Genomic DNA, 24,299 nt, shown 5'->3' with positions numbered 1-24,299 from the left:
AGCCACTTCACGTCATAAAAAACCGCGAGTATGCTCGCGGTTTTTTATGGCCGGGACAGCGCGTTTAGCCGTGAACCGGCACGCCCTTGAGGTACGGAGCCGGTTCGGCGCCGAGGTTGCTCAGCATGCGTTCGCTGTACCAGTCCACGAAGTTGACCACGCCGAACTCGTAGGTCTTGGAGTACGGGCCTGGCTGGTAGGCGGTGGAGTTGATGCCGCGCTGGTTCTCTTCGGCCAGGCGACGGTCCTGGTCGTTGGTGGCGTCCCACACCTGGCGCATGCGCGCGACGTCGTAGTCCACGCCTTCGACCGCGTCCTTGTGCACCAGCCACTTGGTGGTGACCATGGTTTCCTGGGCGCTGATCGGCCACACGGTGAACACAATGATGTGGTCGCCCATGCAGTGGTTCCACGAGTGCGGCAGGTGCAGGATGCGCATCGAGCCCAGGTCAGGGTTCTTGATCCGGCCCATCAGCTTGGCGCAGCCCTGCTTGCCGTCCATGGTCATGGACACGGTGCCCTTGAGTAGCGGCATGCGCACGATGCGGTTGCGCAGGCCGAAGCTGGCGTGGGCGTAGGGGATCTTCTCGGCTTCCCAGGCAGCGGCCGAGGCGGCCACGTGGTCCTTGAACGCCTGGTCGGCGCGCGGGTCGGTGACGTCGTCCCACTCCAGCAGGGTCTTCAGCAGTTCCGGGTGCGAACCGCCGCAGTGGTAGCACTCGCGGTTGTTTTCCAGCACCAGCTTCCAGTTGGCCTTTTCCATCAAGGTGGTCTGCACCGCCACCTTGGTGTTCTCCATGTCGTAGGGTTCCATGTAGTGCGTCAGGGTCGCCAGGAAGTCATCGATGGCCGGCGGGTTCTCGGCCAGCGAGATGAAGATGTAGCCACCGGCGGTCTTCACGTTCACTGGCTTGAGGCCGTACTGCTTCATGTCGAAGTCGGCGCCCATCTCGGTGCCGGCGAACAGCAGGCGACCGTCCAGCTCGTAGGTCCACTGGTGGTAGTGGCAGACCAGCTTGGCGACCTTGCCCTTGTCGCTGGTGCACAGGCGCGAACCGCGGTGGCGGCAGACGTTGTGGAAGGCATGGACCACGCCGTCGGCGCCACGGATCACGATGATCGGGTTCTTGCCGACCTGCAGGGTCATGTAGTTGCCCTTGGTCGGAATCTCGCAGGTCATGCCGGCGATCAGCCATTCCTTCTGGAAGATCTCCTGCATGTCGATATCGAACAGGCGCTCGTCGCAGTAGAACGGCTGCGGCAGGGAAAAGGTCCGCTCGCGTTCTTGGAGCATTTGCGCGGTGGCCTTGCGTGCGGGTTCCAGCGGATCGCCCAGGCTCAGGGTTGCGGTGACGTCCATCGTTTTGGTCCTCATGGCCATCTGTGTGGCCGGCGAAAGTGGCAGTGTGGCCGGTGTAACGGGCTTGCTCCGCACAAGCCCGTCACACCGGCCACGGTTACGACGCAAGGCTGAAAAATCAGCGGTTCTCAGTTGAGGCGAGTGTGGGGCCGGCGCGGCCCGGAACCTTATCCATGGGCGACATGGCCCAATCTGTTCCCGACGCGCAAGCCCCGGTGGTTGGGGGCTGGTCGCGATAAGTATGTGAATGTCGCAGATAGGTAAATGGGCGTTTATGGGCCTGCGCACAATCGCCACCATAAAGGCCGGCAGTCGGCCGTGGAGATCAGCATGTCCAACAACTTCCTGAACCCGGTAACCACCCAGACCTGGGCCAATGGCCGACACATCGTCCGTTGCGTCAAAGTCATCCAGGAAACCTGGGACGTGCGCACCTTCTGTTTCATGGCCGACCAGCCGATCATGTTCTTCTTCAAGCCGGGGCAGTTCGTCACCCTGGAGCTGGAGATTGAAGGCCAGCCGATCATGCGTTCCTACACCATTTCCAGCTCGCCCTCGGTGCCGTACAGCTTCTCGGTGACCATCAAGCGCGTCCCGGGCGGCAAGGTCTCCAACTGGCTGCACGACACCCTGCACGAAGGCCAGGAGCTGGCGGTGCACGGGCCGGTGGGGCTGTTCAACGCCATCGACTTCCCAAGCCCGAAAGTCCTGTACCTCAGCGGCGGCGTCGGCATCACCCCGGTGATGTCCATGGCGCGCTGGTTCTACGACACCAACGGCAATGTCGACATGGTGTTTATCCACAGCGCCCGTTCGCCGAAGGACATCATTTATCACCGCGAGCTGGAGCACATGGCGTCGCGGATCGACAACTTCAGCCTGCACCTGATCTGCGAGAAACACGGCCTGGGCGAGCCCTGGGCCGGTTATCGCGGCTACCTGAACCACAAGATGCTGGAGCTGATGGCGCCGGACTTCCTCGAGCGCGAGGTGTTCTGCTGCGGCCCGACGCCGTACATGAACGCGGTCAAGCGCCTGCTCGAAGCCAGCGGCTTCGACATGTCGCGCTACCACGAGGAGTCCTTCGGCGCGACGCCGGCGGAAGCCCGCGCCGACGCCGTGGAACAGGCCGAGCAGGCCGCCGAGGCGCCGGAAATCGACGTCGCCGACCTGCACCAGGTGGAGTTCACCGCGTCCGGCAAGAGCATCCGCGTGGCGCCGGGCGAGACCGTCCACGCCGCCGCGGCCAAGCTCGGCCTGATGATCCCCAAGGCCTGCGGCATGGGCATCTGCGGCACCTGCAAGGTGCTCAAACTGGGCGGTGAAGTGGAGATGGACCACAACGGTGGGATCACCGAGGAAGACGAAGCCGAAGGCTACATCCTGTCCTGCTGCAGCGTGCCGAAGGGGGATGTGCGGGTCGAGTATTGAGCGAACGTTTCCGGTCCCGGGCATGGCTTGGAACCGCGTTATCGTTCATCGCGAGCAAGCTCGCTCCTACAGGTTCTGCACCTGACCTGTAGGAGCGAGCTTGCTCGCGATTGGGCGCATCGCCTTTTTTCAATCGATAAACAGATCCGTCATCAACGTTTCGCTGCTGTCGGGATCGAAGCGGTAATGGGCGAAGTCGCTCACCCCCTGTTCGCGCAGTATTTCTTCGTCGATCAGCAAGCGCCCGGTGATGCGGCGCTGGCTGCTGGAGAGGATCGCGTGGGCCGCATCGGCCATGATTGCAGGCGTGCGGGCATGCTTGAACGACTCGCGCGAACCCAATTGGAACTCGATGGCGGCGGTGGCGATCATGGTCTGCGGCCACAGCGAGTTGACGCTGATGCCGTAGTTCTTGAATTCCTCGCTCATGCCCAGGGTCAGCATGCTCATGCCGTACTTGGTCACGGTGTAGGGGCTGTACTGGGCGAACCATTTGCTCGCCAGGTTCAGCGGCGGCGACAGGTTGAGGATGTGCCCACCGCTGGTTTTCAGGTAGGGCAGGGCCGCCTGGCTGCACAGCAGCACGGCGCGGGTGTTGATCTGGTGCATCAGGTCGAAGCGCTTGAGCTCGATGTGCTGCACCCCGGTCAGCTTGATCGCCCCGGCATTGTTGACCAGGGCATCGATGCCGCCGAACTGCTCGGCGGCCTTGGCCAGGGCCTGACGCACTGTCTCTTCGTCACGCACGTCCACCTGCAACGCCAGGGCCTTGCCGCCCGCCGCCTCGACTTCGCGGGCCACGCTGAAGATGGTGCCGGGCAGCTTGGGATGGGGGTCGGCGCTTTTCGCCGCGATCACGATATTGGCCCCGTCCCGCGCCGCCCGCAGGGCGATTTCACGGCCGATGCCACGACTGGCGCCGGTGATGAACAGGGTCTTGCCTTGTAAGGACATGGATGCGCTCCTGATTATTGTCGTTATCCGAGCGGGTACAGCGGCTCGCCAGACAATCTAGTTCATGTCTGGCGGCGCGCGCGGATCAGGGGCGAAAAGGCGAAGGGCCGCGAGTGTTGCCCGCGGCCGGGGAGGGCTCAGTACAGCGCCGGGCGGCGGTCCAGATGCACGTGGTTATGGGCGCTGATGTGCTTGTCCCGGGCGTCCGCCAGGGGCAGCTCCGCCAGCAGCAGTTGCTGCTGGGGATGACGGGCGCTGCCGGCCAGCGGATATCCGTCGGCGTCGACGATCAGCGAGCCACCGACCCAGGCCACGCCACGCTCGTCGCCGCAGCGGTCGCAAGCGGCGATGAACATGCGGTTGACCGCGGCGTTGGCCTGGACCCGGACCATTTCCGCCGGGCGTTCGCCCGCCGGACGCGGCCCGTCCGGCCAGTTGACCGGGGCGCAGAGCAGGGCGGCGCCGGCCAGCGCGGGCAGGCGCACCCATTCCGGGAACTCCAGGTCGTAGCAGATCAGCATCGCGATCGCGCCAAAGCGGGTTTCGACCACCGGTGGCGGCTGCTCGCCCACGGTGAAGACCCGCTTCTCCCGGTCCCACAGATGCACCTTGCGATACACCGTCACCCGCCCCTCGGGCTCGACCAGCGCGGCGCTGTTGGCCACTTGCCCGGCATTCAGGCGCTCGCAGAAACCGCCGACGATCACCACCTGCAGCTCTGCGGCCAGGGCCTTCCACAGGGTCAGCGTCGGCCCGTCGAGGGCCTCGGACAGCGCCAGCGCTTCCTGCCGATCGGTGAACACATAACCGCTCTGCACCAGTTCCGGCAGCACCACCACCTGGGCGCCCTGGGCAGCGGCCTGGCGAATGGCCCGCTGGCCCAGCTCGCGGTTGTAGTCGAGCTCGCCCACCCGTGGGGCGATCTGCTGGCAGGCGACTTTCAGGGTGGGCAATCCAGTCATTGGCCGGCTCCTTCCAGTTGGCGTTCGCTGGCCTGAATCGCCAGGCGCTCGGCGTCCAGGTCCAGGCCCCGGGTCAGCGCCCAGTAGGCCACACCGGCCACGGCCAGGCCGATGACAAAGGCAATGTCCGCGCCCTCCAGCGCCTGGGCCACAGGGCCCTGGTAGAAGCTCAGGGACATGAACGGAATCATCGCGACCAGGCCGAGGAAATAGGCGATGAGCCCGGGCATGGCCCAACGGCCATAGATGCCGGCCGGGTTGAAGATGTCGCTGATGGCGTAGTGACCTTTGCGCACCACGTAGAAGTCCGCCAGGTTGACCGCGGTCCAGGGCACCAGGAAATACAGCATCAGCAGCACGAAGGTATTGAAGCTCGCCAGGTAGCTGTCGGGAATGTTCATGGCGATCAGGAAAATCACCACCGCCACCAGGGCGATGCCCACCACCCGGCTCTTGAGGTTCGGCTGGATCTGCAGGAAGCCGTCGATGGCGCTGATGCCGGTGAGCATCGCGCCGTAGCAGTTGACTGCCATGATGCCGACCAGGGCGGGCACGGCGATCAGCACGGTAAAGGTGCCGAAGCCCGGGATCATCTGGTTGCCGACTTCGCGGACGCTGCCGATGGCGTCGGGGGACGGCAGGGCGGACGCGAGGAAGGCACCCAGGGACATCAGCCACAGCGCCGAGCCCGCGGCGCCCAGGTAGGTCCAGAAAATCACCTGGCGCGACGAGGTCTTGTGCGGCAGGTAGCGCGAATAGTCCGAGACATACACCGAGTAGCTGATCTGGTAGCCGGCGGCCGCCGACAGCTGGATCAGGAACGCCGACCAGGAGAAGTGCGCGTCGGCCACGGCGGCGTCGGCCTGCAGGGTCATCAGCGCGCTGATGGTCAGCACGGTGAACACGCTGATCATGATGTAGGTCAGCCAGCGCTGCACCGCGTGCAGCAGGTCATGCCCGACCACGGCGATGATCACCGCGAGGATGATCATCAGGCTGTACCAGGGGGGCCGCGCGCCGGGCACCACGGTGTTGATGGCGTCGGTGGCGAGGATCACGTTGAACACGTTGAAGCCGATGTAGACGAAGACCACCGCGGTAAAGGGCACGATGGCCCCGCGCAGGCCGAATTGCGCCCGCGACTGGATCATCTGCGGCAGGCCCATGCGCGGCCCCTGGTTGGCGTGGAAGGCCATGCAGAAGGTGCCCAGGCACACGCCGAGGACGATGGCCAGGATCGAGTAGTGCAGGCTCAGGCCGAGGGCGGCGCCGGTGAAGCCGGTGACCATGGTGGTCAGGACGAAGTTGCCGGTGAACCAGAACGGACCCTGGTGCCAGACCTTGCCGTGGCGCTCGTGGCGCGGCACGTAGTCGATGGAGCGGGTTTCGATCTTGAGGCTGGGGGACGGGGCTTTTTCCGTTGCCGCGGGCAGGCTGGTCATGGGGCAGTGCCTTGTTTTTATAAATTGACCCCGGAGTCTCGGATATACGCCTGTGATGTTGAATCAGTGGAGGGAAATAATCAGTTCAGGAATTTGTGAACTGATGTCACGCAGCGCCGGCCCACCGCTCCCGATCTCGACAGGAGGCGGCAGGCCGGCGAGGGCATTCAGCCGGCCATGACCTGGCGAATGTCCGCGGCCAGTTCACGGACCCGCGCTTCTTCGGTGTCCCACGAGCACATGAAGCGCGCGCCGCCTTTACCGATGAAGGTGTAGAAGCGCCAGCCCTTGGCGGTCAGCGCGGCGATGGCCGGTTCCGAAAGTTGCAGGAACACGCCGTTGGCCTGCACCGGGAACATCAGCTCCACCCCTGGAATGTCCGCCACCAGCTCGGCCAGCAATTGCGCGCAATGGTTGGCGTGGCGGGCGTACTTGAGCCAGGCGTCGTTTTCCAGCAGGCCGACCCAGGGCGCCGACAGGAAACGCATCTTCGAAGCCAGCTGGCCGGCCTGCTTGCAGCGGTAGTCGAAGTCTTCGGCCAGCTTGTGGTTGAAGAACAGGATCGCCTCGCCCACCGCCATGCCGTTTTTCGTGCCGCCGAAGCACAGCACGTCGACCCCGGCTTTCCAGGTCAGGTCGGCGGGCGAGCAGCCAAGGAAGGCGCAGGCGTTGGAGAAGCGCGCACCGTCCATGTGCAGGTTCAGCCCCAGCTCCTTGCAGGTGGCGCTGATGGCGCGGATTTCTTCCGGGGTATAGACACTGCCGACCTCGGTGGCCTGGGTCAGGGTCACCACCCGTGGCTTGGGGTAGTGGATGTCCTGGCGCTTGAGGGCGATGTCGCGGATCGAGTCCGGGGTCAGCTTGCCGTTCTCGGTGCCGGCGATCAGCAGCTTGGAGCCGTTGGAGAAGAATTCCGGCGCGCCGCATTCGTCAGTTTCGACGTGGGCGGTTTCCGAGCAGATGACGCTGTGGTAACTCTGGCACAGCGACGACAGGGCCAGGGAGTTGGCGGCGGTGCCGTTGAAGGCGAAGAACACCTCGCAGTCGGTCTCGAACAGCTTGCGGAAATAATCGGCGGCGCGCGCGGTCCACTGGTCGTCGCCATAGGCGCGTTCGTGGCCGCGGTTGGCCTGGTCCATGGCCGCCCAGGCCTCGGGGCAAATGCCGGAATAGTTGTCGCTGGCGAATTGTTGGCTCTTGTCGGTCATGGCCGTCTTCCGTGCTAAGGGTCCGAGAGGGGAGTCCTTCGATAAAGGGCTCCGGATAAGGCGCTCCTGGGTAAGGAGCCCTTGGGTAAAGCGTCCGCAACGAGGTCTGGGCCGGCAGGACAGCGCAGGCCCCGCAGAGATCGGTGGAGCGCCACTTTACCCAAGATTGAGGGGGGAGCACACGCTCTGTTTATGGGTGAAAAATGCACAGGCCATGAGGATATATGCCAGAACCGATGCTGACCCCGCTGGCCGCCCGGCGCGATGGCGCCCTGGACCTGCTCAAGTGGCTGGCGCTGCTGAGCATGCTGCTCGATCACCTGCGCTACGTCGGCTGGAGCCTCGATCTGCTGTATGTGCCCGGGCGCCTGGCGTTTCCCTGGTTCTGCCTGGCGCTGGCGGCCAATGTGGCGCGGGCCGGCGCGGTGAGTCGCGAGGGCGTAGGGCAATGGCGTTACCTGGGCTGGCTGCTGTTGTTCAGCCTGCTCAGCGAGGTGCCGTACCGGCTGTACATTCCCGACCCCGACACCCTGAATGTGCTGCCGACCCTGGCCCTGGGCCTGTTGGTGGCCCGCGCCTGGCAGCGTCGTGGCGGGCTGGCGCTGTGGCTGGGGATCGGAGCGGCCTTGCTCGGCGGGCTGTTCGACCGGTACCTGATGTTCGGCCTGTTCGGCGTCTTGCTGCCGCTGGCGATGTTGCTGGTGCTCCAGCGCCGCTGGTACTGGGCGCTGCTGCCGGGGCTGCTGTGCCTGGCGGCCAACCAGTGGCAAAGCCTGCTGCCGGCGGCGTGCCTGGGTAATCAGGTGGCCGCCTGGGCGCTGTTCGCCTGCGTGCTGGCGCCGTGGCTGGGGCTGGCGATCCTGCGCCGGATGCGCGGTTTTTCGCCGCCACCGATGCGGCGCTGGGCCTATCTGCTGTACCCCGGGCATTTCCTCCTGCTGCTGATGCTGCGCAACCTGCTGGCCTGACGGCGAACCGTTGTCGTTGCGAACGCCCTGTAGCCGCTGCCGAGCTGGCGAGGCTGCGCTCGGCCGCGAAGCGGTCGTAAAACCAGGCAACCTGTTCTTCCAGGCATATCGCGTGCTGAGGTTTTGCGAGGACTGCGTCCTCGAGCGCAGCCTCGCCAGCTCGGCAGCGGCTACAGATGCGACACGCCAACCCGAAACCCGTCGCGCCACTGGTCGGTGGCGGGGGCTGGCGGGCGCGGGCAAGCCACCGACATAGAGCCTTCGGCGCGTGGCGCCCGCAAGCATTTGTCTCTCTGCGCCAGGCCATGTCGTAAACGCACCTTTGCGTGGCGTCCATAGGCATTTGGCCGGTCAGCGCCGGTCATACCATCGCATCCAAAGGGCACTACCGCAGGGTACGTGCCTCACCGAGACGAAAGGCGCACCGCCGCCGCTGGGAGAGACGCGATGTTCAGCAAGCAAGACCAAATCCAGGGTTATGACGATGCACTGCTGGCGGCCATGAATGCCGAGGAGCAACGTCAGGAAGATCACATCGAGCTGATCGCGTCGGAGAACTACACCAGCAAGCGCGTGATGCAAGCGCAAGGCAGCGGCCTGACCAACAAGTACGCCGAAGGTTATCCGGGCAAGCGCTACTACGGTGGCTGCGAGCACGTGGACAAGGTCGAGGCCCTGGCCATCGAACGCGCCAAGCAGCTGTTCGGCGCCGACTACGCCAACGTCCAGCCGCACTCCGGCTCCTCGGCCAACAGCGCCGTGTACCTGGCCCTGCTGCAAGCCGGCGACACCATCCTGGGCATGAGCCTGGCCCACGGCGGCCACCTGACCCACGGCGCCAAGGTGTCGTCCTCGGGCAAGCTGTACAACGCCGTGCAGTACGGCATCGACACCAACACCGGGCTGATCGACTACGACGAAGTCGAGCGCCTGGCCGTCGAGTGCAAGCCGAAGATGATCGTCGCCGGCTTCTCGGCCTACTCCAAGACCCTCGACTTCCCACGCTTCCGCCAGATCGCCGATAAGGTCGGCGCGCTGCTGTTCGTCGACATGGCCCACGTCGCCGGCCTGGTCGCCGCTGGCCTGTACCCGAACCCGCTGCCTTACGCCGACGTGGTCACTACCACCACCCACAAGACCCTGCGCGGTCCGCGTGGCGGCCTGATCCTGGCCAAGGCCAACGAAGAGATCGAGAAGAAGCTCAACGCCGCGGTCTTCCCGGGCGCCCAGGGCGGCCCGCTGATGCATGTGATCGCCGGCAAGGCGGTGTGCTTCAAGGAAGCGCTGGAGCCTGGCTTCAAGGCCTACCAGCAGCAAGTGATCGACAACGCTCAGGCCATGGCCGGCGTCTTTATCAAACGCGGCTACGATGTAGTGTCCGGCGGCACCGACAACCACCTGTTCCTGGTCAGCCTGATCCGTCAGGGCCTCACCGGCAAGGAGGCGGACGCCGCCCTGGGTCGCGCCCACATCACCGTGAACAAGAACGCCGTGCCGAACGATCCACAGTCGCCGTTCGTGACCTCCGGCCTGCGTATCGGCACCCCGGCGGTGACCACCCGCGGCTTCAAGGTTACCCAGTGCGTGGAGCTGGCCGGCTGGATCTGCGACATCCTCGACCACCTCGGCGATGCCGATGTCGAGGCCAATGTCGCTCGTCAGGTATCGGCCCTGTGCGCGGACTTCCCGGTTTATCGCTGAGTGCGGTTTTGGAGTAAATGACTATGCAACGCTACTCGGGCTTCGGCCTCTTCAAGCACTCCCTCAGCCACCATGAAAACTGGCAGCGCATGTGGCGCACGCCGACCCCGAAAAAGGTCTACGACGTGGTCATCGTCGGCGGTGGCGGGCATGGCCTGGCGACCGCCTACTACCTGGCCAAGGAGCACGGCATCACCAACGTCGCCGTGGTCGAGAAAGGCTGGCTGGGCGGCGGTAACACCGCGCGCAACACCACCATCGTGCGTTCCAACTACCTGTGGGACGAGTCGGCGCACCTGTACGAACACGCGATGAAACTGTGGGAAGGCCTGTCCCAGGACCTCAACTACAACGTGATGTTCTCCCAGCGCGGCGTCTACAACCTATGCCACACCCTGCAGGACATCCGTGATTCCGAGCGTCGGGTCAGCGCCAACCGCCTCAACGGCGTGGACGGCGAGCTGCTCAACGCCAAGCAGGTGGCGGACGAGATTCCGTACCTGGACTGCTCGAAAAACACTCGCTACCCGGTGCTGGGCGCCACCGTCCAGCGCCGTGGCGGCGTGGCCCGTCACGACGCCGTGGCCTGGGGCTTCGCCCGCGCCGCCGACGCCCTGGGCGTGGACCTGATCCAGCAGACCGAAGTGATCGGCTTCCGCAAGGAAAACGGTGTGTGCATCGGCGTGGAAACCAACAAGGGCTTCATCGGCGCCAAGCGCGTCGGCGTGGTCACCGCCGGTAACTCCGGGCACATGGCCAAGCTCGCCGGTTTCCGCCTGCCGATCGAATCGCACCCGTTGCAAGCGCTGGTGTCCGAGCCGATCAAGCCGATCATCGACAGCGTGATCATGTCCAACGCGGTGCACGGTTACATCAGCCAGTCCGACAAGGGCGACCTGGTGATCGGCGCCGGTATCGACGGCTGGGTCGGCTACGGCCAGCGCGGTTCGTACCCGGTGATCGAGCACACCATCCAGGCCATCGTCGAGATGTTCCCGATCCTTTCGCGGGTGCGCATGAACCGCCAGTGGGGCGGCATCGTCGACACCACCCCGGACGCCTGCCCGATCATCTCCAAGACCCCGGTGCCGAACATGTTCTTCAACTGCGGTTGGGGCACCGGAGGCTTCAAGGCAACACCTGGCTCGGGCAACGTATTCGCCGCGAGCCTGGCCAAGGGTGAAATGCACCCGCTGGCCGCACCTTTCTCCATCGACCGTTTCCACAACGGTGCGCTGATCGACGAACACGGCGCTGCAGCTGTCGCCCACTAACAGGAGAAATCCCTATGTTGCACATCTTCTGTCCTCACTGCGGCGAACTGCGCTCCGAAGAGGAATTCCATTCGTCCGGCCAGGCGCATATCCCGCGTCCACTGGACCCGAACAACTGCACCGACGAGGAGTGGGGCGACTACATGTTCTTCCGCGACAACCCTCGCGGCCTGCACCACGAGCTGTGGATCCATGCCGCCGGCTGCCGTCAGTACTTCAACGCCACCCGCGACACCGTGACCTACGAGATTCTCGAAACCTACAAGATCGGTACCAAGCCGCAATTCACCGACAAGACCGATAGCCCGAAAGCGGCCACGCAGGCTCTGGGAGAGAAGGTATGAGCCAGTCCAATCGCCTGTCCAACGGCGGACGCATCGACCGCAACAAAGTCCTCAGCTTCACCTTCAACGGCCAGACCTACAAAGGCTTCGAAGGCGACACCCTGGCCGCCGCCCTGCTGGCCAACGGCGTGGACATCATCGGTCGCAGCTTCAAGTATTCCCGGCCGCGCGGGATCTTCGCCGCCGGTGCCGAAGAGCCGAACGCGGTGCTGCAGATCGGCGCCACCGAAGCCACCCAGATCCCCAACGTGCGCGCCACCCAACAGGCGCTGTACCAGGGCCTGGTCGCCACCAGCACCAACGGCTGGCCGAGCGTCAACAACGACATGATGGGGATTCTCGGCAAGGTCGGCGGCAAGCTGATGCCGCCGGGCTTCTACTACAAAACCTTCATGTACCCGCAATCGTTCTGGATGACCTACGAGAAGTACATCCGCAAGGCCGCGGGCCTGGGTCGCTCGCCGACCGAGAACGATCCGGACACCTACGACTACATGAACCAACACTGCGACGTGCTGATCGTCGGTGCCGGCCCCGCCGGCCTGGCCGCGGCCCTGGCGGCTGCGCGCAGCGGTGCGCGGGTGATCCTCGCCGACGAGCAGGAAGAATTCGGCGGCAGCCTGCTGGACAGCCGCGAAAGCCTGGACGGCAAGCCGGCGGCCGAGTGGATTGCCACCGTGGTCGCCGAGCTGAAGTCGCTGCCAGACGTGACCCTGCTGCCACGGGCAACCGTGAACGGCTACCACGACCATAACTTCCTGACCATTCACGAGCGCCTGACCGACCACCTCGGCGACCGCGCACCAATCGGCCAGGTGCGCCAGCGCATCCACCGGGTGCGTGCCAAGCGCGTGGTGTTGGCCACCGGCGCCTGCGAGCGTCCGCTGGTCTACGGCAACAACGACGTGCCGGGCAACATGCTGGCCGGCGCGGTCTCGGTCTACGTGCGCCGCTACGGCGTGGCACCGGGCAAGAAGCTGGTGCTGAGCACCAACAACGACCACGCCTACCGTGTGGCCCTGGACTGGCTCGACGCCAGCCTGCAAGTGGTGGCCATCGCCGATGCCCGTCACAACCCACGCGGCGCGCTGGTGGAAGAAGCCCGTGCCAAGGGCATTCGCATCCTCACTTCCAGTGCGGTGATCGAAGCCCGTGGCAGCAAGCATGTGACCGGCGCCCGCGTCGCGGCGATCGACGTCAAGGCTCACAAGGTCACCAGCCCAGGCGAGTGGCTGGAGTGCGACCTGATTGCCAGCTCCGGCGGCTACAGCCCGGTGGTGCACCTGGCTTCGCACCTGGGCGGCAAGCCGATCTGGCGTGAAGACATCCTCGGTTTCGTACCGGGCGAAGCACCGCAGAAACGCGTGTGCGTCGGCGGCATCAATGGGGTCTACAGCCTCGGCGATTCCCTGGCCGACGGTTTCGAAGGGGGCGTGCGTGCCGCCAGCGAAGCAGGTTTCAAGGCCGTGGAAGCGGTACTGCCCAAGGCCCTGAGTCGTCTGGAAGAACCGACCCTGGCGCTGTTCCAGGTGCCCCATGAGAAAGGCACCGCGCGGGCACCCAAGCAATTCGTCGACCTGCAGAACGACGTCACCGCCGCCGCCATCGAACTGGCGACCCGCGAGGGCTTCGAGTCGGTCGAGCACGTCAAGCGCTACACCGCCCTGGGCTTCGGTACCGACCAGGGCAAGCTCGGCAACGTCAACGGCCTGGCCATCGCGGCCCGTTCGCTGAACGTGAGCATCCCGCAGATGGGCACCACCATGTTCCGTCCGAACTACACGCCGGTGACTTTCGGCGCCGTGGCCGGCCGTCACTGCGGGCACATCTTCGAGCCGGTGCGTTTCACCGCGCTGCATGCGTGGCACGTGAAGAACGGCGCCGAGTTCGAGGACGTCGGCCAGTGGAAGCGCCCCTGGTACTTCCCGAAGAATGGCGAAGACCTGCACGCCGCGGTCAAGCGCGAGTGCAAGGCGGTGCGCGACAGCGTCGGCCTGCTCGACGCCTCGACCCTGGGCAAGATCGATATCCAGGGCCCGGACGCCCGTGAGTTCCTCAACCGCATCTACACCAACGCCTGGACCAAGCTCGACGTGGGCAAGGCGCGCTACGGCCTGATGTGCAAGGAAGACGGCATGGTCTTCGACGACGGCGTGACTGCCTGCGTCGGCGAAAACCACTTCATCATGACCACTACCACGGGCGGCGCGGCGCGCGTCCTGCAATGGCTGGAGATCTATCAGCAGACCGAATGGCCGGACCTCAAGGTGTACTTCACCTCGGTCACCGACCACTGGGCGACCATGACCTTGTCCGGGCCGAACAGCCGCAAGCTGCTCAGCGAAGTCACCGACATCGACCTGGACAAGGACGGCTTCCCGTTCATGACCTGGAAAGAAGGCCTGGTGGGCGGTGTGCCGGCGCGGGTGTTCCGCATTTCCTTCACCGGCGAGCTGTCGTACGAAGTCAACGTCCAGGCCGACTACGCCATGGGCGTGCTGGAGCAGATCGTCGAGGCCGGCAAGAAGTACAACCTGACCCCGTACGGCACCGAAACCATGCACGTACTGCGGGCTGAGAAGGGCTTCATCATCGTCGGCCAGGACACTGACGGCTCGATGACCCCGGATGACTTGAACATGGGCTGGTGTGTCGGTCGCACCAAACCGTTCTCGTGGATCGGCTGGCGTGGCATGAACCGCGAAGACTGCGTGCGCGACCAGCGCAAGCAACTGGTGGGCCTGAAACCGATCGACCCGAACCAGTGGCTGCCGGAAGGCGCGCAACTGGTGTTCAACACCAAGCAGGCGATCCCGATGAGCATGGTCGGTCACGTGACCTCCAGCTATGCCCACAACTCCCTGGGTTATTCGTTTGCCATGGGTGTGGTCAAGGGCGGCCTGAAGCGGATGGGCGAGCGGGTGTTCGCGCCATTGGCCGACGGCACGGTGATCGAGGCGGAAATCGTTTCTTCGGTGTTCTTCGATCCGAAAGGCGATCGCCAGAACGTTTAACCCTACAACCTTGTAGGAGCGAGGCTTGCCCGCGATAGGCATCACGCGGTGCCTCAGACAGACCGCGACGTATTCATCGCGGGCAAGCTCCGCTCCTACGGGTGTGATGCAAGAATTTGAAGACAGGTGCTCTATGACCGCAGTCAACGTTTACCAACAGCGCCCGACCACTGGCGCCAAAGCCGAGTCGTCGCTGCACCATGCCGACCTCGCCAGCCTGGTGGGCAAGGGCCGCAAGAACGCAGGCGTGACCCTGCGCGAGAAGAAACTCCTCGGCCACCTGACCCTCCGTGGCGATGGCCATGATCCGGCCTTTGCTGCCGGCGTGCACAAGGCCCTGGGCCTGGAGCTGCCAGTGGCCCTGACCGTGGTCGCCAAGGGCGAAACCAGCCTGCAGTGGATGGGCCCGGACGAATGGCTGCTGGTGGTGCCGAGCGGCGAAGAATTCGCCGCCGAGAAAAAACTGCGCGAAGCGCTGGGCGACCTGCATATCCAGATCGTCAACGTCAGTGGCGGCCAGCAGATTCTCGAACTGTCCGGCCCGAACGTGCGCCAAGTGCTGATGAAGTCCACCAGCTATGACGTGCACCCCAACAACTTCCCGGTGGGCAAGGCCGTTGGCACTGTGTTCGCCAAGTCGCAACTGGTGATCCGCCGCATGGGCGAAGACACCTGGGAACTGGTGATCCGCCGCAGCTTCTCCGATTACTGGTGGTTGTGGCTGCAGGATGCCGCCGCCGAATACGGCCTCAGCGTCCAGGCCTGAGATTGCCTTCGCGGGCAAGCCTCGCTCCTACGGTTCGTTGCGGACCTGTAGGAGCGAGGCTTGCCCGCGAACAACCGCGAAGCGGTTACCCATAACAAAAGGAGCCACTGCATTATGAGCCGCGCCCCCGACACATGGATTCTCACCGCCGACTGCCCCAGCGTGCTCGGCACGGTGGACGCGGTGACCCGCTTTCTGTTCGAGCAGGGCTGCTACGTCACCGAGCACCACTCCTTCGATGACCGGCTTTCGGCGCGCTTCTTCATTCGCGTGGAATTCCGCCAGCCCGAGAATTTCAACGAGCAGGGCCTGCGCGACGGTCTGGCCGAACGCGCCCGGGCCTTCGACATGAACGTCGAGCTGACCCCACCGCAGCATCGGCCGAAAGTGGTGATCATGGTCTCCAAGGCCGATCACTGCCTCAACGACCTGCTCTACCGCCAGCGCATCGGCCAGCTGGCGATGGACGTGGTGGCGGTGGTGTCCAACCACCCGGACCTCAAGCCCCTGGCCGACTGGCACCAGATCCCGTACTACCACTTCCCCCTGGACCCCAATGACAAGCCGTCCCAGGAGCGCCAGGTGTGGCAGGTGATCGAGGACTCCGGCGCCGAACTGGTGATCCTTGCGCGCTACATGCAAGTGCTGTCGCCGGAGCTGTGCCGCAAGCTCGATGGCAAGGCGATCAACATCCACCACTCCCTGCTGCCCGGTTTCAAGGGCGCCAAGCCTTATCACCAGGCCTACAACAAGGGCGTGAAACTGGTGGGCGCCACCGCGCACTACATCAACAACGACCTGGACGAGGGCCCGATCATCGCCCAGGGCGTGGAAGTGGTGGACCACAGTCATTACCCCGAGGACCTGATTGCCAAGGGGCGCGATATCGAAGGCCTGACCCTGGCGCGGGCCGTGGGTTATCACATTGAACGGCGGGTGTTCCTGAACGCCAACCGGACGGTGGTTCTATGACCTGTAGCCGCTGCCGCAGGCTGCGATCGACCCCGTAGGGGGCGCCGCTCTTGAGGGCCCTGGAAGGCCCTTCGACCAACGTGGCCCGGACTTATCGCAACCTGCGGCAGCGGCTACAGCGAAGCGATTTTGAAGACGAAACAGCATCTGTACCCGAGCACTCTACGCGCTGCCTTTTTCCGGCAACGCGGTTTCATAAAAACAACAGCGAGGTGAAAGCATGTCTGGTAATCGTGGTGTCGTGTATCTCGGCAATGGCAAGGTCGAAGTACAGAAAATCGACTATCCAAAAATGCAGGACCCGCGCGGCAGGAAGATTGAGCACGGCGTCATCCTGCGCGTGGTATCCACCAATATCTGCGGCTCGGACCAGCACATGGTGCGCGGCCGTACCACTGCCCAGGTCGGCCTGGTCCTGGGTCACGAAATCACTGGCGAGGTGGTGGAGAAGGGCAGCGACGTCGAGAACCTGAAGCTCGGCGACCTGGTCTCGGTGCCGTTCAACGTGGCTTGCGGGCGCTGCCGTTCCTGCAAGGAGCAACACACCGGGGTCTGCCTGACCGTCAACCCGGCTCGCGCCGGCGGTGCCTACGGCTACGTCGACATGGGCGACTGGACCGGCGGCCAGGCCGAATACGTGCTGGTGCCGTACGCTGACTTCAACCTGCTGAAACTGCCGGACCGCGACAAGGCCATGGAGAAGATCCGCGACCTGACCTGCCTGTCCGACATCCTGCCGACCGGCTATCACGGCGCGGTGACGGCCGGCGTTGGCCCGGGCAGCACCGTCTACATCGCCGGTGCCGGCCCGGTGGGTCTGGCCGCGGCTGCGTCCGCCCGCCTGCTGGGCGCGGCGGTGGTGATCGTTGGCGACGTCAACCCGGTGCGCCTGGCCCACGCCAAGGCCCAGGGTTTTGAAATCGCCGACCTGTCCAAGGACACCCCGCTGCACGAACAGATCGCCGCGCTGCTCGGCGAGCCGGAAGTGGATTGCGCGGTCGACGCGGTGGGCTTCGAGGCTCGCGGCCATGGCCATGCCGGTGCCCAGCACGAAGCGCCGGCCACGGTGCTCAACTCGTTGATGGGCGTGGTGCGGGTTGCCGGCAAGATCGGTATTCCCGGCCTCTACGTCACCGAAGACCCGGGCGCGGTGGATGCCGCGGCCAAGATGGGCAGCCTGAGCATCCGCTTCGGACTCGGCTGGGCCAAGTCCCACAGCTTCCACACCGGCCAGACCCCGGTGATGAAGTACAACCGCCAACTGATGCAAGCCATCATGTGGGACCGCATCAACATCGCCGAAGTGGTCGGCGTGCAGGTCATCAGCCTGGACGACGCCCCGCGTGGCTACGGCGAATTCGACGCCGGCGTGCCGAAGAAATTCGTCATCGACCCGCACAAGCTGTTCAGCGCGGCGTAAGGCTTTGACGCAGTAAAAAGGGCGACCCTCGGGTCGCCCTTTTTTATGCCTGGCTCGAGCAAAACCCGATCATGCATCCTGTAGCCGCTGCCGCAGGCTGCGATCGACCTCGAAGCGGGCGTCGCTCTTGGTATCGCAGCCTGCGGCAGCGGCTACAGACATCGGCGTTGGAATAACGGTTGCCCGTCCGCGAGGTTCCGGGTATATCCGGGCCGGCTAAATATGGATGGGCCGATGCGGAACATTGCTCCGGTTTTCCCGGTCAAATCCGCAGCTTTCCCGCCGTTGTCACGGTGTCTTTCTGGTTCAAGAGGTTGTCTCGATGAAAATTTCCCGCAGTGTTGCACTGGCTACGTTGCTGACCCTGGGAGCCAGCCCGGTTTTTGCCGCAGGCTTCAGCCTGAGCGATGCCGCCAATGCGGTGTCCAGCATGCAGGGTGGCGACAAGGCCGCCGCTGCAGCTCCAACTTCGCAGACCGCCAATCTGCTCAGTGCCCTTTCGCAACTGGATGTCACGCCGGAGCAGGCCATCGGCGGTACCGGCGCGATGCTGGGCCTGGCGAAGAACCAGCTGAGCAGCACCGACTACTCGCAACTGAGCAAAAGCGTTCCGGGGCTGGACAAGCTCTCGGGCGGCAACGCGCTGGGCAGCCTGGGCGCCTTGAGTGGCCTGCTCGGGCAGAGCGGTGGCGGCAAGACCGCCGGTCTGGAGAGCGCGCTGGGTAACGTGCAGAACACCAATGACCTGAACAGCGCGTTCAGCGCCCTGGGCATGGACAGCGGCATGATCGGCCAGTTCGCCCCGGTGCTCCTGCAATACCTGGGTCAGCAGGGCGTGGGCGGTTCGCTGCTCAACAGCCTGGGCGGGATCTGGGGTGTCGGCAGCGGCAGCTGATCAACGGCGCTCGGCGCGCAAGGCGTCGATGCGCTGGTCCTTTTCGGTCCAGAGCTGGTTGACCCAGTTCTGGACGGTCTGGCGAAACGCCGGATCGTTTTCGTAATCCCCCTGCCACAACGCCGGGTCCAGCTCACGGGTCTGGATATCGACGATCACCCGCGGCACGTTGCCGCTGATCAGGTCCCAGAAACCGGGAATCTTCTGCTGCGGATAGACCACCGTCACATCGAGGATGGCGTCGAGCTGTTCGCCCATGGCCGCCAGCACGAAGGCCACGCCGCCGGCCTTCGGCTTGAGCAACTGCTTGAAAGGGGATTGCTGTTGCTCACGCTTGGCCGGCGTGAAGCGGGTGCCTTCCAGGTAGTTGACCACCGTGACCGGCTGGCGTTTGAACAGCTCGCAGGCGGCCTTGGTGATTTCCAGGTCCTTGCCTTGCAGCTCCGGATTCCTGGCCAGGAACGCCTTGCTGTAGCGCTTCATGAAGGGGTAATCCAGGGCCCACCAGGCGAGGCCGAGGAAGGGCACCCAGATCAGCTCTTTTTTCAGGAAGAACTTGAAGAAGGGGGTACGGCGGTTGAGGGTCTGGATCAGCGCCGGGATGTCGACCCAGGACTGGTGGTTGCTGATCACCAGGTAAGAAGTGTCGCCCCGCAGCTCGTCACCGCCGCGGATATCCCACTGGGTGGGAATGCACAGGGCGAAGATCAGCTTGTCGATTTCGGCCCAGGTTTCGGCAATCCACATCACCGCCTTCGACGCATGGTCGCGCAGGCGCCCTGGCAGGACCAGCTTGAGCAGGGCGAACACCATCAGCGGCCCGAACAGGACCAGGGTGTTGAGCAACAGCAGCAGGGTAACGAAACAGCCGGTGAGCAGGCGGCGCATAAGGAACTCTTGAAAGCCTTTGGGCGCGCCATGATAAGCACCTTCGCCGGGCAGGCCAAATCCTGATGTGCTGACGAATGTTTCACCTGTACCCGGTTATCCTTGCGCCATGTCGCCCGTGGCGGCTCCGTCGCCACGGTGTCCTGTAGGCGCGAGGCTTGCCCGCGATGCAGACGCCCCGCTCTGCCTGACCGGGCGCCATCGCGGGCAAGCTCCGATCCTACAGACGCATAGCCAGTAAACGAGACCGAACCAATTGCCCGGCCACGGTCTAAAATCCTGCTGCCCATTTTCCAAGGAACCTGCTCACGTGAAATCCGTCCTTGCACTCCTGTCCCTGCTGGCGCTGCCGGTCATGGCCGCCGAGCCGACCCTCTACGGGCGCTACGAATACATTCAACTGCCGGAAATCGGCGAAACCCTCAAGGCCAAGATGGACACCGGCGCCCTGACCGCCTCGCTGTCGGCCAAGGACATCGAGACCTTCACCCGCGATGGCGAGGAATGGGTACGTTTCCGCCTGGCGACCAAGGATGCCGACGGCAAGGTCTACGAACACAAGGTGGCGCGGATCAGCAAGATCAAGAACCGCGCCGATGAAGACGAAGACAAGGAAGAGGCCCAGGTGGCCAAGCGTCCGGTGGTCGACCTGGAAATGTGCCTGGGTAACGTCAAGCGCACCGTCGAGGTCAACCTGACCGACCGCAGCAGCTTCAACTACCCGCTGCTGATCGGCGCCAAGGCCCTGCGCGAGTTCGGCGCCGCCGTGAACCCGGCCCGGCGTTACACCGCGGACAAGCCCGACTGCTGATCAGACCTGATTGACGGCGCATGAGGCATCCGGCACCGTTCTGGCACCTACCTCCCGTGCTTGGATGCCATGCCTCATATCCTGATTGTCGAAGACGAAGCGGCGATTGCCGATACGCTGATTTTTGCCCTGCAGGGTGAAGGTTTCAGCACCACCTGGCTGAATCTCGGGCAGGCGGCGCTGGACTATCAGCGCCATACACCGGCGGACCTGCTGATTCTCGATATCGGCCTGCCGGACATCAGCGGCTTCGAAACCTGCAAACAGTTGCGGCGCTTCAGCGAGGTGCCGGTGATGTTCCTCAGTGCCCGGGACGGGGAAATCGACCGGGTGGTGGGCCTGGAAATCGGCGCCGACGATTATGTGGTCAAGCCCTTCAGCCCGCGTGAGGTCGCCGCAAGGGTCAAGGCCATCCTCAAGCGCATGGCGCCGCGGGTGGCGGTCGAGACGCCGGCTTCGCCGTTCCAGGTCGATACCGACAAGTTCCAGATCAGCTATCGCGGCCAGTTGCTGAGCCTGACCCGCCATGAGTTCCGCCTGCTGCATTGCCTGCTGGAGCAACCCGAGCGGGTGTTCAGCCGCGAGCAGTTGCTCGACGCCCTGGGGGTGGCGGCGGATGCCGGCTACGAGCGCAGCATCGACAGTCATATCAAGAGCCTGCGGGCCAAGCTGCGCCTGGTGGCGGCCGATGCCGAGCCGATCCAGACCCATCGCGGCCTGGGCTACAGCTACAGCCCGGGGCACAGCTGATGCCGTTGGGAATCCGGATTTTCCTGGTCTACGTCCTGTTCGTCGGCCTGACCGGCTATTTCGTGCTCAGCACGGTGATGGAGGAGATCCGCCCGGGCGTGCGCCAGTCCACCGAAGAAACCCTGGTGGACACCGCCAACCTGCTGGCGGAAATCCTGCGCGATGACTTCAAGGCCGGCACCCTCAGCGAGAACCGCTGGCCGCAATTGCTCAAGGCCTATGGCGAGCGGCAGCCGGCGGCGACCATCTGGGGCCTGCCGAAGAACCAGGTCAACCACCGCATCTACGTCACCGACGCCCAGGGCAAAGTGGTGCTGGACTCCAGCGGCCTGGCGGTCGGCCAGGACTATTCACGCTGGAACGACGTGTACCTGACCCTGCGCGGCCAATACGGCGCGCGCTCCTCGCGCAGCGTGGCCGATGACCCGAACTCCTCGGTGATGCATGTCGGCGCGCCGATTCGCGACAACGGCCGGATCATCGGCGTGGTCACCGTGGCCAAGCCCAACAGTTCCCTGCAACCCTATGTCGACCGCACCGAGCGCCGCCTGCTGTGGTACGGCGCCGGCCTGATCGGCCTGGGCCTGCTGTTCGGCGCCTTGCTGTCCTGGTGGCTGAGCGCTGCCCTGCGCCGCCTGACCGGTTATGCCCAGGCGGTCAGCGAAGGCCGTCGCGCCGAGCTGCCGCACTACCGTGGCGGCGAGCTGGAACAGCTGGCCACGGCGGTGGAGGACATGCGCACCCAACTGGAGGGCAAGGCCTATGTCGAGCGTTATGTGCACACCCTGACCCACGAACTGAAAAGCCCGCTGGCGGCGATTCGCGGGGCGGCGGAGCTGTTGCAGAGCGAGATGCCCGGCGAACAGCGCGCACGTTTCGTCAGCAATATCGACAGCGAAAGCGCGCGCATGCAGCACTTGATCGAGCGTTTGCTGAACCTGGCGCTGGTCGAGCAGCGTCATGGCCTGGAAGAGCGGGAGGCGGTGCCGCTGGCGGACCTGGCGAACCAGGTGCTGGACAGCCAGAGGGCACGGATCGAGGGCAAGGGCCTGCAGGTCGAGCAGTGTATCGACCCAGGGCTGAAGCTGTCGGGAGAAGCGTTCCTGTTGCGCCAGGCCCTGGGCAACCTGCTGGAAAACGCCCTGGATTTCACCCCCGCCGGTGGTGTGCTGCGCCTGAGCGCCAGCAGAACGGGCGACCAGCTGCGGTTGAGCCTGTTCAACCAGGCCGAGCCCATCCCGGACTACGCCCTGGCGCGCCTGACCGAACGCTTCTACTCCCTGCCACGGCCTGATAGTGGGCGCAAAAGCACCGGCCTGGGGCTGAACTTCGTCGAAGAGGTGGTGCAGCTGCATGGCGGCCAGATGCGGATCGGCAATGTGGAAGGCGGCGTTGAAGTGACCTTGCAGTTCCCGGCCTGATTCCCTGCGTGTACCGTTTTGCGGCTGCCTCGCAGACCGATCGCAGCCTTCGGCAGCGGCTACACAGACTCCGTGCATCCTGTAGCCGCTGGCGCAGCCTGCGATCGGGCGCGAAGCGGCCGCCAGATCTGCCAGCCACCCCATCTCTATGGGGCCACCGATAGACGCTCCTGCAAAGGGCGAGGGGCAATCTCCACACAGTCTCCACACAGCCCCCATAAAACCCCCACATGGGCTGCCCAGACTCTCCCTCATTCGAACAGGGAGAGAACCCATGAATCGCAATCTGACCATAAAGCTGGGGGCTATCGCCCTTTTGATCCTGGGGCTGCTGGTCCCGCTGTTGATGATCGACGGGCTGATCCAGGAGCGCCAGGAACTGCGCGACGGTGTGCTGACCGATATCGCCCGCAGCTCCAGCTACAGCCAGCAACTGAGCGGCCCGCTGCTGGTGGTGCCTTATCGCAAGGTGGTGCGCACCTGGAAAACCAACGAGAAGACCAACAAGCGTTACCAGGAGCTGGGAGAAGAGCGCGGGCAGCTGTACTTCCTGCCGGAGCATTTCGAACTCGATGGCCAGGTACGGACCGAATTGCGCGCCCGGGGGATCTACCAGGCCCGGCTGTTCCATGCCAACAACCGCATCAGCGGCCAGTTTGCGCTGCCCGAGCAATTGGGGATCAAGGAAGACTTCGTCGACTACAAATTCGAGCAGCCGTTTCTCGCCGTGGGCATCAGCGACATTCGCGGTATCGAACAAGCGCTGGCCCTCGAACTGAACGGGCAGAACCTGCCTTTCGCGCCCGGCACCCGGATTGATTGGTTGGGGGAAGGGGTACACGTCAACCTGCCGTTGCTGGACGGCAAGCGCAGCACCGACCTGGACTTCGCCTTCGATCTGCAATTGCAAGGCACCGGCCAGTTGCAGGTGCTGCCGGTGGGCAAGACCAGCAAGGTGCGCCTGCGTGCCGACTGGCCTCATCCGAGCTTTATCGGCAACTACCTACCGGCCCAGCGTGAGATTTCCGACCTGGGCTTCGCCGCCAACTGGCAGACCTCGTTCTTCTCCACCAACCTGGAAAGCGCCTTGATCAATTGCCTGGCCAGCGGGCAGTGCAAGGAGTTCAAGAACCGCTCCTTCGGCGTGAGCTTCATCGATCCGGTGGACCAGTACCTCAAGAGCGACCGGGCGATCAAATACACGCTGCTGTTCATCGCCCTGACCTTTGCCGGCTTCTTCCTCTTCGAGGTGCTCAAGAGCCTGGCGGTGCACCCGGTGCAATACGCCCTGGTGGGCGTGGCCCTGGCGTTCTTCTATCTGTTGCTGCTGTCGCTGTCGGAGCACATCGGCTTCGCCCTGGCCTACCTGCTGTCGGCCGGTGCCTGTGTGGCGCTGATCGGCTTCTACGTCAGCCATGTGTTGCGCAGCCTGGGCCACGGCCTGGGTTTCGCCGCCGGCCTGGCCGCTTTGTATGGCCTGTTGTACGGCTTGCTCAGCGCCGAGGATTACGCGCTGCTGATGGGTTCGCTGCTGCTGTTCGGCCTGCTGGGTGTGTTCATGGTGCTGACCCGCAAACTCGACTGGTACGGCGTAGGCCAGGCCAAACCGGCCCAGCCGCTGACGTTCGAGGCGCAGGTGGCCCATGAGTAGGTCGTTGGGATTGCGCGAGGACCAGCAGGCAGCGGAAGCCTTGCTGGCATGGATAGTCGGGTTGCTG

At 64.4% G+C, this 24,299-nt stretch carries 20 protein-coding genes; 14 read left to right on the top strand and 6 right to left on the bottom strand.

Annotated features, from left to right (window positions below):
• Nucleotides 1-64: 64 nt before the first annotated feature.
• Nucleotides 65-1,360 carry a glycine betaine monooxygenase oxygenase subunit gene (gbca, locus tag PMI20_RS00610; protein WP_007926366.1) on the bottom strand — a complete coding sequence of 432 codons (1,296 nt, stop codon included), beginning with the start codon at nucleotides 1,358-1,360 and terminating at the stop codon, nucleotides 65-67.
• Between the two features lie 330 nt (nucleotides 1,361-1,690).
• Here gbca and gbcB point away from each other — a divergent pair, with 330 nt between their 5' ends.
• On the top strand, nucleotides 1,691-2,791 hold the full coding sequence (gbcB, locus tag PMI20_RS00605; protein ID WP_007926368.1) for a glycine betaine monooxygenase reductase subunit: 1,101 nt from the start codon (nucleotides 1,691-1,693) through the stop codon (nucleotides 2,789-2,791).
• 129 nt (nucleotides 2,792-2,920) lie between these two features.
• On the opposite strand, the gene PMI20_RS00600 is transcribed toward gbcB, so the two are convergent.
• The 4 genes from PMI20_RS00600 to PMI20_RS00585 form a co-directional block, all read right to left on the bottom strand.
• Nucleotides 2,921-3,745: an SDR family oxidoreductase gene (locus PMI20_RS00600; RefSeq protein ID WP_007926369.1), complete on the bottom strand. Its 825-nt coding sequence runs from the start codon at nucleotides 3,743-3,745 to the stop codon at nucleotides 2,921-2,923.
• A 137-nt stretch (nucleotides 3,746-3,882) separates the two neighbouring features.
• A complete protein-coding gene (locus PMI20_RS00595; RefSeq protein WP_007926370.1) occupies nucleotides 3,883-4,707 on the bottom strand; it encodes a nitrilase-related carbon-nitrogen hydrolase in 825 nt (274 codons plus the stop codon).
• Entirely contained in the window at nucleotides 4,704-6,149 is a 1,446-nt protein-coding gene (locus PMI20_RS00590; RefSeq protein ID WP_007926371.1) for a purine-cytosine permease family protein, read from the bottom strand. Before PMI20_RS00590 ends, PMI20_RS00595 begins: the two co-directional genes overlap by 4 nt.
• 167 nt (nucleotides 6,150-6,316) lie before the next feature.
• Nucleotides 6,317-7,357, bottom strand: a complete 1,041-nt coding sequence (locus tag PMI20_RS00585; protein ID WP_007926372.1) for a threonine aldolase family protein — start codon at nucleotides 7,355-7,357, stop codon at nucleotides 6,317-6,319.
• Between the two features lie 224 nt (nucleotides 7,358-7,581).
• On the opposite strand from PMI20_RS00585, the gene PMI20_RS00580 reads away from it, so the two are divergent.
• From PMI20_RS00580 to PMI20_RS00540, 9 genes are all read left to right on the top strand, one after another.
• Complete coding sequence (locus tag PMI20_RS00580) at nucleotides 7,582-8,325, top strand: TraX family protein (RefSeq protein ID WP_007926373.1); 744 nt, start codon at nucleotides 7,582-7,584, stop codon at nucleotides 8,323-8,325.
• Between the two features lie 447 nt (nucleotides 8,326-8,772).
• Nucleotides 8,773-10,026: a serine hydroxymethyltransferase gene (gene glyA / locus PMI20_RS00575; RefSeq protein WP_007926375.1), complete on the top strand. Its 1,254-nt coding sequence runs from the start codon at nucleotides 8,773-8,775 to the stop codon at nucleotides 10,024-10,026.
• Between the two features lie 23 nt (nucleotides 10,027-10,049).
• On the top strand, nucleotides 10,050-11,300 hold the full coding sequence (locus PMI20_RS00570; protein WP_007926378.1) for a sarcosine oxidase subunit beta family protein: 1,251 nt from the start codon (nucleotides 10,050-10,052) through the stop codon (nucleotides 11,298-11,300).
• A gap of 14 nt (nucleotides 11,301-11,314) precedes the next feature.
• On the top strand, nucleotides 11,315-11,644 hold the full coding sequence (locus PMI20_RS00565; protein ID WP_007926380.1) for a sarcosine oxidase subunit delta: 330 nt from the start codon (nucleotides 11,315-11,317) through the stop codon (nucleotides 11,642-11,644).
• Nucleotides 11,641-14,658 (top strand): sarcosine oxidase subunit alpha, encoded by a 3,018-nt coding sequence (locus PMI20_RS00560; protein ID WP_007926382.1) that lies wholly within the window; start codon nucleotides 11,641-11,643, stop codon nucleotides 14,656-14,658. Before PMI20_RS00565 ends, PMI20_RS00560 begins: the two co-directional genes overlap by 4 nt.
• 133 nt (nucleotides 14,659-14,791) lie before the next feature.
• The gene (locus PMI20_RS00555; protein ID WP_007926384.1) at nucleotides 14,792-15,424 is read left to right on the top strand and encodes a sarcosine oxidase subunit gamma; all 633 of its coding nucleotides are present in this window, start codon (nucleotides 14,792-14,794) and stop codon (nucleotides 15,422-15,424) included.
• A gap of 114 nt (nucleotides 15,425-15,538) precedes the next feature.
• The gene (gene purU / locus PMI20_RS00550; protein ID WP_007926386.1) at nucleotides 15,539-16,396 is read left to right on the top strand and encodes a formyltetrahydrofolate deformylase; all 858 of its coding nucleotides are present in this window, start codon (nucleotides 15,539-15,541) and stop codon (nucleotides 16,394-16,396) included.
• Nucleotides 16,397-16,616: 220 nt separating this feature from the next.
• On the top strand, nucleotides 16,617-17,816 hold the full coding sequence (gene fdhA, locus PMI20_RS00545; protein ID WP_007931017.1) for a formaldehyde dehydrogenase, glutathione-independent: 1,200 nt from the start codon (nucleotides 16,617-16,619) through the stop codon (nucleotides 17,814-17,816).
• 322 nt (nucleotides 17,817-18,138) lie between these two features.
• Complete coding sequence (locus PMI20_RS00540; protein ID WP_007926015.1) at nucleotides 18,139-18,711, top strand: DUF2780 domain-containing protein; 573 nt, start codon at nucleotides 18,139-18,141, stop codon at nucleotides 18,709-18,711.
• Here the strand turns inward: PMI20_RS00540 and yihG are convergent, their stop codons facing one another.
• Nucleotides 18,712-19,599, bottom strand: coding sequence for a 1-acylglycerol-3-phosphate O-acyltransferase, YihG family (gene yihG / locus PMI20_RS00535; RefSeq protein WP_007926017.1), 888 nt, complete (start codon nucleotides 19,597-19,599; stop codon nucleotides 18,712-18,714).
• Between the two features lie 310 nt (nucleotides 19,600-19,909).
• On the opposite strand from yihG, the gene rloA2 reads away from it, so the two are divergent.
• From rloA2 to creD, 4 genes are all read left to right on the top strand, one after another.
• Entirely contained in the window at nucleotides 19,910-20,410 is a 501-nt protein-coding gene (gene rloA2 / locus PMI20_RS00530) for a retropepsin-like aspartic peptidase RloA2 (protein WP_007926027.1), read from the top strand.
• A gap of 69 nt (nucleotides 20,411-20,479) precedes the next feature.
• Nucleotides 20,480-21,160, top strand: coding sequence for a two-component system response regulator CreB (creB, locus tag PMI20_RS00525; RefSeq protein WP_007926028.1), 681 nt, complete (start codon nucleotides 20,480-20,482; stop codon nucleotides 21,158-21,160).
• Nucleotides 21,160-22,581, top strand: a complete 1,422-nt coding sequence (gene creC / locus PMI20_RS00520) for a two-component system sensor histidine kinase CreC (protein ID WP_007926029.1) — start codon at nucleotides 21,160-21,162, stop codon at nucleotides 22,579-22,581. Before creB ends, creC begins: the two co-directional genes overlap by 1 nt.
• A gap of 274 nt (nucleotides 22,582-22,855) precedes the next feature.
• Entirely contained in the window at nucleotides 22,856-24,232 is a 1,377-nt protein-coding gene (creD, locus tag PMI20_RS00515; protein WP_007926030.1) for a cell envelope integrity protein CreD, read from the top strand.
• The last annotated feature ends 67 nt before the right edge of the window (nucleotides 24,233-24,299 follow it).

This window comes from Pseudomonas sp. GM17, from assembly GCF_000282175.2.
Taxonomy (GTDB): Bacteria; Pseudomonadota; Gammaproteobacteria; order Pseudomonadales; family Pseudomonadaceae; genus Aquipseudomonas; species Aquipseudomonas chlororaphis.
Note: the sequence above shows the minus strand (reverse complement) of the source record. Positions and strands in the feature narration are given on the sequence as shown.

Coding starts and splice junctions, on each gene's coding strand:
- gbca (WP_007926366.1), bottom strand. CDS start 1,360: ATGGACGTCACCGCAACCCTGAGCCTGGGCGATCCGCTGGAACCCGCA.
- gbcB (WP_007926368.1), top strand. CDS start 1,691: ATGTCCAACAACTTCCTGAACCCGGTAACCACCCAGACCTGGGCCAAT.
- PMI20_RS00600 (WP_007926369.1), bottom strand. CDS start 3,745: ATGTCCTTACAAGGCAAGACCCTGTTCATCACCGGCGCCAGTCGTGGC.
- PMI20_RS00595 (WP_007926370.1), bottom strand. CDS start 4,707: ATGACTGGATTGCCCACCCTGAAAGTCGCCTGCCAGCAGATCGCCCCA.
- PMI20_RS00590 (WP_007926371.1), bottom strand. CDS start 6,149: ATGACCAGCCTGCCCGCGGCAACGGAAAAAGCCCCGTCCCCCAGCCTC.
- PMI20_RS00585 (WP_007926372.1), bottom strand. CDS start 7,357: ATGACCGACAAGAGCCAACAATTCGCCAGCGACAACTATTCCGGCATT.
- PMI20_RS00580 (WP_007926373.1), top strand. CDS start 7,582: ATGCCAGAACCGATGCTGACCCCGCTGGCCGCCCGGCGCGATGGCGCC.
- glyA (WP_007926375.1), top strand. CDS start 8,773: ATGTTCAGCAAGCAAGACCAAATCCAGGGTTATGACGATGCACTGCTG.
- PMI20_RS00570 (WP_007926378.1), top strand. CDS start 10,050: ATGCAACGCTACTCGGGCTTCGGCCTCTTCAAGCACTCCCTCAGCCAC.
- PMI20_RS00565 (WP_007926380.1), top strand. CDS start 11,315: ATGTTGCACATCTTCTGTCCTCACTGCGGCGAACTGCGCTCCGAAGAG.
- PMI20_RS00560 (WP_007926382.1), top strand. CDS start 11,641: ATGAGCCAGTCCAATCGCCTGTCCAACGGCGGACGCATCGACCGCAAC.
- PMI20_RS00555 (WP_007926384.1), top strand. CDS start 14,792: ATGACCGCAGTCAACGTTTACCAACAGCGCCCGACCACTGGCGCCAAA.
- purU (WP_007926386.1), top strand. CDS start 15,539: ATGAGCCGCGCCCCCGACACATGGATTCTCACCGCCGACTGCCCCAGC.
- fdhA (WP_007931017.1), top strand. CDS start 16,617: ATGTCTGGTAATCGTGGTGTCGTGTATCTCGGCAATGGCAAGGTCGAA.
- PMI20_RS00540 (WP_007926015.1), top strand. CDS start 18,139: ATGAAAATTTCCCGCAGTGTTGCACTGGCTACGTTGCTGACCCTGGGA.
- yihG (WP_007926017.1), bottom strand. CDS start 19,599: ATGCGCCGCCTGCTCACCGGCTGTTTCGTTACCCTGCTGCTGTTGCTC.
- creB (WP_007926028.1), top strand. CDS start 20,480: ATGCCTCATATCCTGATTGTCGAAGACGAAGCGGCGATTGCCGATACG.
- creC (WP_007926029.1), top strand. CDS start 21,160: ATGCCGTTGGGAATCCGGATTTTCCTGGTCTACGTCCTGTTCGTCGGC.
- creD (WP_007926030.1), top strand. CDS start 22,856: ATGAATCGCAATCTGACCATAAAGCTGGGGGCTATCGCCCTTTTGATC.